Raw genomic sequence first — 12,181 nt, 5'->3', positions numbered from 1 at the left:
TCGAACCATGAGGACCAGGCCGCTCACCGTACCGTCGGCCCTCGCGGGGCTGACCCTGCTGCTGCTCCTGGTCCTGGCTCCCGTCGCGGGGGCCGGGACCACGGGCGTCCCCGACGTGGCCGCCGCGCTGAAGCGGGGCCCGGTGTACGTCGATCCGGGCGCCGCCGACCAGTTGCCGAAGGCCGACGCCGACGCCCTGGCGAAGAAGATCAAGGACGCGGACAAGCCGCTGTTCGTGGCGGTCCTCCCGGCGGACGCGCGGTTCCCGGCGGACGGCCTCCTCGCGAACCTGCGGACCCGGACCGGCATCACCGGCCTGTACGCCGTCCGTCTCGGTACCGGCTTCGACGCGGGCGCCGACGCCTCCGTCCTCGCCCCGAGGGCGGTACGCAACCTGGTCACCGCCGTGCGCGCCCCCGGCGTCGACGCGGCCACCGAGCTCGACGACTTCGTCACCCAGGCCCTGCCCGCGATGCGCGGTTCCGCCCCCGCGGGCTGGGGCGCCACCGGCTCCGGCGGGGACTCCGGGGTGCCGGTCGCCGGGCTCGCCGTCCTCGGCGGAGTCGTCGTCGCGGGCGGCGCGGGCGCCTACGCGGTCGTCCGGCGCCGACGGCTGCGCGAGGAGGCCGAGCGGCGGGCCGCCCTCGACAAGCTCCGTGTCGTCGTCGACGAGGACATCACCGCCTTCGGCGAGGAACTGGAACGGCTCGACTTCCACCCCGCCGAAGCCGGTGCCGACGACGCCATGCGCGGCGACTACGAACGCGCCCTCGACTCCTACGACCGGGCGAAGTCCCTGATGGCCGCCGCCACCCGGCCGCACGACGTCCGGGGCGTCACCCAGGCACTGGAGGACGGCCGCTACTCCCTCGCCGTCCTCGCCGCCCGCCGCGAGCACCGGCCACCGCCCGAGCGCCGCGCCCCCTGCTTCTTCGACCCGCGCCACGGCCCCTCCGTGACGGACCGCGCCTGGACCCCGTCCGGCGGCGCCGCCCGCGAAGTCCCCGTCTGCGCCGCCGACGCGGCCCGCCTCGACGACGGCCGCGCCCCGCTGGCCCGTGAGGTCGAGACGGACGGCGGCCGCCGCCCCTACTGGGAGGCCGGCCCCGCGTACGGCCCCTGGGCGGGCGGCTACTTCGGCGGCGGCGTCCTCCCCGTCCTCCTGACCGGCACCCTCCTCGGCTCGATGCTCGCCACCCCGGCCTACGCCGCCGAGTACGGCGGCACGGACTTCCAGGGCGGCGACTTCTCGGGCGGCGACTTCTCCCCGTCCGACTTCGGCGGCGACGGCTTCGGCGGCGACGGCGGAGGCTTCGGAGGCGGCGACATCGGCGGAGGCGGCGGCTTCGACGGCGGGGGCGGGTTCTAGACCGTCCTTTCCGGGCCTTTCAGGCCGGGCCCGGAAGGGACGGGCCCCCGTGGGTCCTGGCGCCGTTCAGACCAGCGGTCTCACCGACATCAGGAGGTGGCGGTGGGTGGGGGTCGGGCCGTTGGTGAGGAGGGCTCGTTGGCCGGGGCCCAGGAGGTGGAAGTGGACCTCCTCGGTGTCCAGGGTGGTCAGGGCGTCCAGCAGATAGGCCGGGTTGAAGGCCATCGTCAGATCGTCGTGGCCGGTGAGGACGGCCGGGAGCCGCTGGGAGGCCACGTCGTCCTCGTAGCCCGCCCGGAGCGCGACCGACGTGGGGGTGAAGGTCAGCTGGACAGGGCTGTCGCCCTCGGCGACGACCGCGACCCTTCTGACCGCCTCGGTGAGCGGGACCCGTCCGGTGGTGGCGAGGGCGGGGGCGTCCAGGGCGAAGAGCTTGTCGTGGCGGGGCAGCCGTCCGTCGAGCAGTCGGGTGGTGGTGCGCAGCCCGGCGCTCTCGAAGCCGATCGAGCCCTCGTCGAGGGCCAGCGTCGCGGGGCCGCCGCCCGTGAGGGAGCGGGCGATCTCGGTCAGCCGTCGGGCCGGGACGACCACATCGGTCCCGGCGGCGGGCGCGCCGGGCCCCGGCCGCCACTCCAGGGTGCGAACGGCGTACCGGTAGCGGTCGGTGGCGGCCAGCGTCATGACCGGGCCGTCCAGCGCGAGCCGTATCCCGGTCAGGACCGGCAGCGAGTCGTCCCGGCCCGCCGCCACCGCGACCTGGCCGACCGCGGCGGCGAAGGCGTCGCCGTCGACCACACCGCGCACCTCGGGCAGTGCGGGCGGGGCGGGATGGTCCTCCAGCGGCAGCAGGGAGAGCCCGAAGCGGGCGTCGCCGGACGTCACGGAGAGCCGCGAGCCCTCCACGGCCAGTTCGGCCCGCCCCCGGGGGAGCACCTTGCAGATGTCGAGCAGCCGCCGCCCGAGGACCAGGGCCCGCCCCTCGACGCCGGTGTCGGCCACCACCTCGATCCGGGCCGAGGCGTCGTGGTCGAGGCCGGAGACCCGCAGCCGTCCGTCCGCCGCCTCCAGGAGCAGCCCACCGAGCACGGGCAGGGGAGAACGGGCCGGGAGGACGCGCGCGGCCCAGGCCACGGCGTCGGTGAACACACCGGTGTCGATACGGAATTCCATGCCGCCGACGCTAACCGCCGCCACTGACAATGCCGCTGACCACGCCGCTGGCCTGCGGATACGTCCTCGTGCAGCCGGTTCGGCCGGTCGGGCGGGTGTCCCAGGACGTATCCGGGACGCCGATCCGGGAAGAGGCGCCCGCCCTTGATCGTTCCACCTCTCGCAGGCATGCGCGGACGTACCCGACGCACAGACGACGACGTACAGGGGAGCAGTGTGATGAGCGACGTCCACGGCACGGTCGAGCCCGGATTCGAGGCCGTACGGGAGGAGTTCGCCACAGTCGTGGCGGACGAGGCGCGGGACGGCGGCGCCCAGCTCGCCGTCCACCACCGGGGCCGCCTCGTGGTGGACCTCTGGGGCGGGGACGGAGTGGACGGCGACTCGCTCCTCGCCCTCTACTCCTCCTCCAAGGGCGCGATGGCCCTGGTCACCGCCCTCCTCGTCCAGGACGGCACGCTCGAACTCGACCGTGAGGTCGCCTCCTGGTGGCCGGAGTTCGCCGCAGGGGGCAAGGAGTCGCTGACCCTGCGCCAGCTGCTCGCCCACCGGTCCGGTGTGATCGGCGCCGAAGAGGGCTTCACCCTCGACGAACTGGCCGACGACCGGTTGGTCGCCGCGCGCCTCGCCGGCCGACGGCCCGCCTGGGAGCCGGGCGCGGGCCACGGCTACCACGCCCTCGTGATCGGCGCCCTCGTCGGGGAGGTGGTCCTGCGGGCCACCGGACGGACCCTGCGGGATCTGTTCGAGGAGCGCGTCCGGGCGCCGTACGCCCTGGACTACCACCTGGGGCTGCCCGAGGCGCTCGAACCCCGCTTCCGCACGGCCCTGCCCGCCCTGCCCACCCCCGCCGAGCAGGCGTTCCTCGCGGAGCACCCGATCGACCCGGACAGCCTGACGGCCCTCGCGTTCAACATCAGGGCCGATCCGTCGTTCGACCTCGTCGCCTACGGGAACTCCCGTAGGGTCCGGGAGCTGGGACCGCTCTCGGGCGGTGGTGTCGGCTCCGCGCGCGGTCTCTCCCGGATGTACGCGGCGGTCGCCGGTGAACTCGACGGGCGCGGTCCGCTCCTGAAGCCGGACGTCCTGGCCGAGTTCGCCCGGGTCCACTCCTCCGGTACGGATCTGGTGACGGGCAACGACAACGTCTTCGGCCTCGGCTTCGTCCCGCTCGCCTCGCGCTATCCGGAGCTCGGCCCCACGGCTGTCGGCCACAGCGGCGCGCCCGGCTCGCAGGCGTTCGCGGACCCGGCGTCCGGTCTCGCGTACAGCTACACCCGGCGCCGCTTCGCCTTCGCCGGGGGGCCCGGCGCCCCCGAGAACGCCCGGCTGGTCACGGCGGTCGCCACGGCGGCGGCCACCCGGGACTGACGGGAGCGAGCCGCCCGGCAGGCGAGCCTCCGGAGGGCGCCCTCCGGAGGCATGTCCCTCCCCGGAGGGGCCTCCCTCCCCGGAGGCATGTCCTTGGGGCCGGTCCCGTCAGGAAGCCGCCGCCCCCGGGGGCTCAGGGGCTGCCGAGTCCGGAACCCTCCCACCCGGCCAAGAGCCCCCGGCCACCCCGCCCCGAGCCCCCAGCCCCCAGCCCTTGGCCCTTGGGAAACGCCGAGCGCCCGCCTTCCGCTGCTGCGGAGGGCGGGCGCGCTCGTGCGGTGAACCGGCGACGGGTCCAGCCGAGACGGCGGGGGGCGGCCGAGACACCGGGGGTGGCCGATACGGCCGGGGTGATCAAGGCGGTAGGAATCCGGTCCGGGTCCGGTCGGAGTCCGACCCGAGAGGGCCAGAGGGAGGGCTGGATGGGCGGCCGGAGAGCCAGCCGGGCCAGCCCCGTCCGGGCGCCGGATCCTCCCGGTCAGCCGCCGTTCTTGATCGCGGAGATGTCGAAGTTCAGCTTGACCTTGTCGCTGACCATCACGCCGCCGGTCTCCAGGGCCGCGTTCCACGTCAGGCCCCAGGCGGAGCGGAGGATCTCGGCGGAGCCCTCGAAGCCGACGCGCTCGTTGCCGTAGACGTCGGTGGCGGAGCCGTTGAACTCCAGGTCGATGGAGAGCGGCTTGGTGACGTCCTTGATCGTCAGGTCGCCGGTGATCCGGTACGTGTCGCCGCCCAGCTGCTCGGCGGTGGTCGAGCGGAAGGTCATCAGCGGGAACTGCTCGGCGTCGAAGAAGTCGCCGCTCCGCAGGTGGCCGTCGCGGTCGCCGATGCCGGTGTCGACGGAGGCGATCCGCACGTCGATCGAGGCGGTGGAGGCGCCGGGGTCCGAACCGTCCAGCTTCAGCGAGCCCTCGTGCTCGGCGAAGGTGCCCCGGACGTTGGTGACCATCGCGTGCCGGACGGTGAACCCGATGCTGCTGTGCGCCGGGTCGATCGTGTAGTCGCCGGTCAGGGCGGCGAGCGCCGGGTCCACGGGGAGGGTGGCGGTGGCGGTGGACTCGTTGCTCTTGCGGTGGAAGAGACCCATGACTGACTGCTCCTTGATCGGTGTTCCGGTGCCGATCAGATCGGCGCTTGTCGGACTCGCTTGTTGAACCTTCAACGAGAATGACTGTAACCCCATCCCGTTCAACTTTCAACATCCCGGGACGCGGTTCACCCGAAAGGGGGTGCGCGGGACCCCTTCCGGACGCGCGTAGAGCTGCGGCACCATCTCCCTGCGGCCCCCGCCCCGCGAGGGCCCCCGGCACCACCTGCACCGCCGTCCCCAGCCATCACGGTCACCAGCAGGAGGCACATCCCGATGAAGCTCCGCTCCGTCCTCACCGCCCTCGGCCTCGTCCTCGGCGCGCTCTTCGCGCCCGGCGTCGGCGTCCTCGCCGCCACGGGCGAGGCCCACGCGGCCGGCAAGATCAGCCACGCCACCGCGACCTCGATGTTCAGCTCCTGGGGGATCACCTGGTCCTCCTCCGGCAACTGCTCCAACCGGAACGTCGCCACCTGTACGTCCTTCGACCAGCTCAACCTGGCCACCGCCCAGGGCGCCCAGACCCTCAGGAGCGCCAGCGGCTGCGCCCTCAACATCACCGGCGGCACCGAGACCGGCCATGCCAGCGGCACGTACTCCCACTGGAACGGCTACAAGCTCGACTTCGGCAAGGCCACCTGCGTCACCAACTACGTGAAGAACACCTTCAGCTACATCGGGGTGCGCGCGGACGGAGCCCCGCAGTGGAAGTCCGGCGCGGGCAACGTCTACGCCGACGAGGGCAACCACTGGGACGTGACCTTCTACAACTGCGGCGGCTGCTGACCCACGCCGCCCAGGGCGGCGCCCTCCGGGCTCCGTCCCGAGTCGCTCCCTCCGGACCCCACTTGGACTAACCGACGGGGATGCTTGGACTGGCGGCCTCCGCTCGGCACCATCTCGTTGACGGTGCCGCGCGGGCGGGGCCAACTAGAGCGCATGTCCCTCCCCCACTCGCGAAGAGTCCGTGCGGCCTGTGCGCTCGCCACCGCCTCGTCCGCCGTGTTCGCCCTGGCCGGGCCCGCCCTCGCGGAGGGCCCGGCGAGCCCGGTCCCGGCCGCCGGGGCCGTCACGGCGGCCACCCCCGTCCTCACCTCGTCCCGGCTCTCCGTCGCCGTCGCCGAGGACTTCCCCCGCGTCCTGTCGTACACCGACCGCGCGACCGGCGCCCGGCTCCTGGGCAGTACGGCCCCGGTGACCCGGATCGTCCTCAACGGCACGGCCCGCGAGGTCCGCGCCAAGGCCGCCCCCGTGCTGCGGGCCTCCTCCGCCACGTACACCCTGACCTTCCCCGAACTGCCGGGCGTCGAGATCGACGCGCGCCTGAGCGTCGAGGGGCGGACCACCACCTTCAAGGTCACCGCCGTCCGCGACACCGAGGCCTTCCGGGTCGGCACCCTCGACATACCCGGCCACGACCTGGTCTCCGTCGGCTCGTCGGACGCCGGGGCGGCCACCGCCTTCACCCGGCTGGACCCCGACTCCACCCGTACCGCCGACGTCTTCGCGCAGGTCACCGAGGGGACCGCCGCCGACACCGCCCCGGTCGGCGCGAGCTACGCGATCGTCAGCACCGGCCGCCTCGCCGCCGCCGTCGAGTCCAACTCCAGCTACGACAAGCCCACCGGATCCTCCGCCCGCGACGGCGCACGCTTCTGGCACCAGGCGCGCAAGGCGGGCACCGAGACCCGCGTCGGCGTCTGGTCCGGCCAGTGGACCTACCGGGGCGAGGGCGCCCCGAAGCCCGCGACCGGCGACGCCCTGCCCTGGGCGAAGGTCGTCGTCACCCCCGACGCCAACGGCGACGGCGCCACCGACTGGCAGGACGGAGCCGTCGCCTTCCGCACCATCGGCACCAAGGCCCCCGGCAGTGACCGGACCCCGGACCGGGTCGTCGCCCACATCCCGTTCAACTTCGCCTCGCAGGCCACCCACCCCTTCCTGCGCACCCTCGACGACGTCAAGCGGATCTCGCTCGCCACCGACGGCCTCGGCCAGTTCGCCCTGCTCAAGGGGTACGGCTCCGAGGGCCACGACTCCGCCCACCCGGACTACGGCGGCAACTACAACAAGCGCGCGGGCGGCCTGAAGGACCTCAACACCCTCCTCAGGAAGGGCCGCGAGTGGGGCGCGGACTTCGGGGTCCACGTCAACGCCACCGAGTCGTACCCCGAGGCGAAGAACTTCAGCGAGACCCTCGTCGACAAGACCAAGCCCGGCTGGAACTGGCTCAACCAGAGCTACTACATCGACCAGCGCCGCGACCTCAACAGCGGTGACCTCGCCCGCCGCTTCCAGCAGCTGCGCGACGAGACCGACCGCAACCTCTCCACCCTCTACGTGGACGTTTATTACACCCACGGCTGGATCGCAGACGAGACCGTGCGGGCCGTCCAGGCGCAGGGCTGGAACATCGCCACCGAGTGGTCCGAGAAGTTCGAACGGGCCTCCCTCTGGTCCCACTGGGCCAACGACCTCGACTACGGCGGCGCCACCAACAAGGGCCTCAACTCGCAGATCGTCCGCTTCATCCGCAACGGCGAGAAGGACGTCTGGAACAACCACCCGGTCCTCGGCCAGACCGCCCTCGTCGACTTCGAGGGCTGGACCGGCGAGACCGACTGGAACGCCTTCACCGCCAACATCTGGCAGCGCAACCTGCCCGCCAAGTACCTCCAGCAGCAGAAGATCACCCGCTGGAACGGCGACGACATCACCTTCACCGGAGACGTCCGCGGCACCGTCGAGGACGGCCGGCGCACCTTCTACGACCACGGCCGCAAGGTTCTCGACGGCGACGCCTACCTGCTCCCCTGGGACGACGGCGAGAAGCTCTACCACTACAACAAGACCGGCGGCACGAGCAGTTGGGCCGTCCCCGAGGGCCCCCGCTCGTACACGGTCTACAAGCTCACCGACAACGGGCGGGTGAAGACCGGCACCGTCCGGCCCGCCGCCGGGAAGATCACCCTCGACGCCGCCGCCGGACAGCCCTACGTCCTCCACCCGGACCGCGCCCCGGCGCAGCCCGCGCCCCGCTGGGGCCAGGGCACCCCCGTCGCGGACCCCGGCTTCAACGACGCCGGACTCACCGACTGGACCAGGACCGGCACCGTCACCCGCGACACCGACGCCAAGGGCCGCAACAGCGCGAAGCTCTCCGGCACCGCCACCGCCTCCCTCGGCCAGCGGATCACCCGCCTCACCCCCGGCGCCCGCTACACCGCCTCGGCCCTGATCGAGGTCGCCCCCGGCGCCACCCGCCCCACCACCCTCTCCATCGGCGGCCGCTCCGTCACCGTCGAACGCTCCGCGCTCCAGGACCGGGTCGCCGCCTCCGACTGGAACGGCACCCGCTTCCAGCGCGCCAAGGTCACCTTCACCGCACCCCGGGGCGGCAGCACCCCGCTCAGGATCGAGGCCGCGGGCGGCAGCGCCGCCACCGTCCGCGTCGACGACGTCCGGATCGTCGCCAACGACCCCGCCACCAAGCCCGGAACCCTCGTGTACGAGGACTTCGAGGCCGTCGACCAGGGCTGGGGCCCCTTCCTCAAGGGCGACTCGGGCGGCACCACCGACCCGCGCACCCACATCGCCCAGCTGAACGCCCCCTACACCCAGGCGGGCTGGAACGGAAAGCCGACCGACGACGTCCTCGGCGGCGCCGAGAGCCTCAAGTCCCACGACGAGAACAGCGGACTCGTCTACCGCACCGCCCCCTGGACCGTGCCCATGAAGGACGGCCACCGCTACCGCGTCGAGTACGCCTACCAGTCCAGCCACGCGGGCGCCTACGAGTGGATCACCGGCTACGACCGCGCCGACGGCACCCCGGTCGAGACCCGCAGGACCCCGATCGGACAGCAGCGCACCGACGCACGGTTCTCCGAGACCGTCACCGCGGGCTGTGGCGACACCTGGACCGGCCTGCGCAAGCGCGCCGACGCACCCGACGGCGCCGACTTCGTCCTCGACGACTTCACCGTCACCGACCTCGGACCGGCCCCCGAACGCGCCGCCTGCGGCACGCTCACCGTCACCGCGCCCGAGACCCTGGAGCCCGGCCGCCCGAACCGGATCACCGCCACCTTCGGCAACGACGAGACGGGCGCCGTCGCCGACGCCACCGCCACCCTGGCCCTGCCCGCCGGGTGGACCGCCGAACCGGCCGCACCGGTCGCCCTCGGCACCGTCCCGGCCGGTGGGAGGACCACCGCGACCTGGCAGGTGACACCGCCCGTGGACGCCGCCTACCGGCCCTACCCGCTGACCGCCTCCCTGACCTACACCCTCGGCGGGGACGGGCGCGGGCTCACCGCCGCCACCACCGTCCGCACCCTGCCCCCGCCGCCCACCGCCGACACCTGGGCCAGCGACCACGACTGGACCTCCGCCACCAACGGCTGGGGCCCCGTCGAGCGCGACCTCTCCAACGGCGAGACCGGCACCGGCGACGGCTCCCCGCTGCGGATCGGGGGAGTGACCTACGCCAAGGGCCTGGGCAGCCACGCCCCCGCCACGGTCCGCTACTACCTGGGCGGCCGCTGCGCCTCCCTCACCGCCGAGGTCGGCGTCGACGACGTCCAGACCAGCCGGGGCAGCGTCCGGTTCACGGTGCTCGCGGACGGTACGCAGAAGGCGAAGTCCCCGGTCCTGCGGGCCACGGACCCGGCCTGGTCCCTGACCGCCGACGTCACCGGAGCCTCCTACGTGGACCTGGTGGTCGACGACGGCGGCGACGGCAACGGCAACGACCACGCGGACTGGGGGAACGCCCGCTTCCACTGCGGCGGCTGACCGTCCCCGGACGGGCCCCCGAAAGGACCGCCCGGACGGGCCCCCGAAAGGACCCCCTGTCCGGGCCCCGAACGGCCCCCGACCCCGCCCCGCGCACCCGCCGACGGATCACGCCGGGTGCGCGGGGCACCACCCGCAGTCGCGCCCCGCTTCACCGGGCGATTATGGAGACCCTACAAACGCGGGGGGTGCCCGACTGTTGACTCGGACCGGTAGGGGGGTAGTTCTGTCCAGCCCCACCAGGATTCGACACGCGAGACTGTACGGACTCGACGGCGGAGATTTCTTGTCCGGCTTCGTAGGGTCGAGACATGACCGTTGTGGACCAGATCCCGAGCGAGCCCGTTGACGCCCGAGGCCGGGTGGCCGAACTGCGTGTGCTGCGCGAGCAGGCACTCGCGGGGCCGAGCGAGCGAGCGACCGAGGCGCAGCACGCGAAGGGCAAGCTGACGGCGCGCGAGCGCATCGAGCTGCTCGTCGACCCGGGTTCCTTCAACGAGGTCGAGCAGCTGCGCAGGCACCGCGCACAAGGATTCGGACTGGAGGCCAGGAAGCCGTACACCGACGGTGTCATCACCGGCTGGGGCACGGTGGAGGGCCGGACGGTCTTCGTCTACGCGCACGACTTCCGCATCTTCGGCGGCGCGCTCGGCGAGGCGCACGCCACGAAGATCCACAAGATCATGGACATGGCCATCGCGGCCGGTGCCCCGCTGGTCTCCCTGAACGACGGCGCGGGCGCCCGCATCCAGGAGGGCGTCTCCGCCCTCGCCGGGTACGGCGGCATCTTCCAGCGCAACACCCGGGCCTCGGGCGTCATCCCGCAGATCTCCGTGATGCTCGGCCCCTGTGCCGGTGGCGCGGCCTACAGCCCGGCGCTCACGGACTTCGTGTTCATGGTCCGCGAGACCTCGCAGATGTTCATCACCGGACCCGACGTCGTCAAGGCGGTCACCGGCGAGGAGATCACCCAGAACGGACTCGGCGGCGCCGACGTCCACGCGGGCGTCTCCGGAGTCTCCCACTTCGCCTACGACGACGAGGAGACCTGCATCGCCGAGGTGCGCTACCTCCTGTCGATGCTCCCGCAGAACAACCGCGAGAACCCCCCGGCCGTGCCCAGCGAGGACCCGGCCGACCGCCGCTCCGAGGTCCTCCTCGACCTCGTGCCCGCCGACGGCAACCGCCCGTACGACATGCACAAGGTCATCGAGGAGCTCGTCGACGACGGCGACTACCTGGAGATCCACGAGCGCTGGGCCCGCAACATCATCTGCGCCCTGGCCCGCCTCGACGGCCAGGTCGTCGGCATCGTCGCCAACCAGCCGCAGACGCTGGCCGGTGTCCTGGACATCGAGGCCTCCGAGAAGGCGGCCCGCTTCGTACAGATGTGCGATGCGTTCAACATCCCGATCATCACCCTTCTGGACGTACCCGGCTTCCTTCCCGGCGTCGACCAGGAGCACGGTGGAATCATCCGGCACGGCGCGAAGCTGCTCTACGCGTACTGCAACGCGACGGTGCCCCGGATCTCGCTCATCCTGCGGAAGGCGTACGGCGGTGCTTACATCGTCATGGACTCCCAGTCCATCGGTGCCGACCTGACGTACGCCTGGCCCACCAACGAAATCGCGGTCATGGGTGCCGAGGGCGCCGCCAACGTGATCTTCCGCAAGCAGATCGCCGAGGCGGACGACTCCGAGGCCATGCGCATGCGGATGGTCAAGGAGTACAAGGCCGAGCTGATGCACCCGTACTACGCGGCGGAACGCGGCCTCGTCGACGACGTCATCGACCCGGCCGACACCCGCCAGGTGCTCATCAGGTCCCTCTCGATGCTGCGGACCAAGCACGCCGACCTGCCGTCCCGCAAGCACGGCAACCCGCCTCAGTAGGAGGAGTCATCCACGTGAGCACCCCCGCCAACCTTCTCCGTGTCGAGAAGGGCCAAGCCGACCCCGAGGAGCTCGCCGCGATCACCGCGGTGCTGCTCGCCCGGGCCGCCACCCGCGCCGACGAAACCCCCGCCGAGGGCCACCGGGACAGCACCGCGGCCGGCTGGCGCCGCCTGGAGCGCGAGCACGGCTTCCGCGCCCCGCACAGCTGGCGCTGACCCGTACGGACCCCTTCACGGGCCGTACGGACCCCGTACGACGAAGGGCCGGGCCCCGGTGACCACCAGGACCCGGCCCTTTCGCGTTCCCCTGGCCGTGGGGCACGACGGACACCGAAGGCCGCGTTCCCCCGAGTGGGGGAACGCGGCCTTCGGCGCGTCGGGGACCGCGTTACCGCAGTCGTGCCATGAGGGCGTGTTCGACGAGGGTGATGAGGGCGCTCTTGGCGTCGCCGCGGTGGCGGGCGTCGGTGGTGATGATGGGGGTGTCGGG

At 72.9% G+C, this 12,181-nt stretch carries 8 protein-coding genes and 1 pseudogene; 6 read left to right on the top strand and 3 right to left on the bottom strand.

What is annotated here, in order from left to right; genetic code table 11:
• Positions 1 to 7: 7 nt before the first annotated feature.
• On the top strand, positions 8 to 1,369 hold the full coding sequence (locus ACIRQY_RS26415) for a hypothetical protein (protein WP_403930008.1): 1,362 nt from the start codon (positions 8 to 10) through the stop codon (positions 1,367 to 1,369).
• A gap of 66 nt (positions 1,370 to 1,435) precedes the next feature.
• Here the strand turns inward: ACIRQY_RS26415 and dnaN are convergent, their stop codons facing one another.
• Positions 1,436 to 2,539 carry a DNA polymerase III subunit beta gene (dnaN, locus tag ACIRQY_RS26410; protein ID WP_403930005.1) on the bottom strand — a complete coding sequence of 368 codons (1,104 nt, stop codon included), beginning with the start codon at positions 2,537 to 2,539 and terminating at the stop codon, positions 1,436 to 1,438.
• A gap of 219 nt (positions 2,540 to 2,758) precedes the next feature.
• Between dnaN and ACIRQY_RS26405 the strand changes: the two genes are divergently transcribed.
• Complete coding sequence (locus ACIRQY_RS26405; RefSeq protein ID WP_403930002.1) at positions 2,759 to 3,910, top strand: serine hydrolase domain-containing protein; 1,152 nt, start codon at positions 2,759 to 2,761, stop codon at positions 3,908 to 3,910.
• 478 nt (positions 3,911 to 4,388) lie between these two features.
• Here ACIRQY_RS26405 and ACIRQY_RS26400 read toward each other — a convergent pair whose 3' ends face one another.
• On the bottom strand, positions 4,389 to 4,997 hold the full coding sequence (locus tag ACIRQY_RS26400) for a YceI family protein (protein ID WP_403929999.1): 609 nt from the start codon (positions 4,995 to 4,997) through the stop codon (positions 4,389 to 4,391).
• A gap of 276 nt (positions 4,998 to 5,273) precedes the next feature.
• Between ACIRQY_RS26400 and ACIRQY_RS26395 the strand changes: the two genes are divergently transcribed.
• From ACIRQY_RS26395 to ACIRQY_RS26380, 4 genes are all read left to right on the top strand, one after another.
• Entirely contained in the window at positions 5,274 to 5,783 is a 510-nt protein-coding gene (locus ACIRQY_RS26395; protein ID WP_403929996.1) for a hypothetical protein, read from the top strand.
• 153 nt (positions 5,784 to 5,936) lie between these two features.
• Complete coding sequence (locus ACIRQY_RS26390; RefSeq protein ID WP_403929994.1) at positions 5,937 to 9,794, top strand: endo-alpha-N-acetylgalactosaminidase family protein; 3,858 nt, start codon at positions 5,937 to 5,939, stop codon at positions 9,792 to 9,794.
• 311 nt (positions 9,795 to 10,105) lie between these two features.
• Positions 10,106 to 11,689 carry an acyl-CoA carboxylase subunit beta gene (locus ACIRQY_RS26385; protein ID WP_351788683.1) on the top strand — a complete coding sequence of 528 codons (1,584 nt, stop codon included), beginning with the start codon at positions 10,106 to 10,108 and terminating at the stop codon, positions 11,687 to 11,689.
• Between the two features lie 14 nt (positions 11,690 to 11,703).
• Positions 11,704 to 11,907, top strand: a complete 204-nt coding sequence (locus ACIRQY_RS26380; RefSeq protein WP_351788685.1) for an acyl-CoA carboxylase subunit epsilon — start codon at positions 11,704 to 11,706, stop codon at positions 11,905 to 11,907.
• 172 nt (positions 11,908 to 12,079) lie between these two features.
• Here the strand turns inward: ACIRQY_RS26380 and ACIRQY_RS26375 are convergent.
• Positions 12,080 to 12,181 (bottom strand): annotated as a pseudogene (locus ACIRQY_RS26375) (ATP-binding protein); the annotation flags it as partial.

The organism is Streptomyces sp. NPDC101490 (genome assembly GCF_044767145.1).
GTDB lineage: Bacteria > Actinomycetota > Actinomycetes > Streptomycetales > Streptomycetaceae > Streptomyces.
This window is presented reverse-complemented; position numbering and strand designations above follow the sequence as displayed.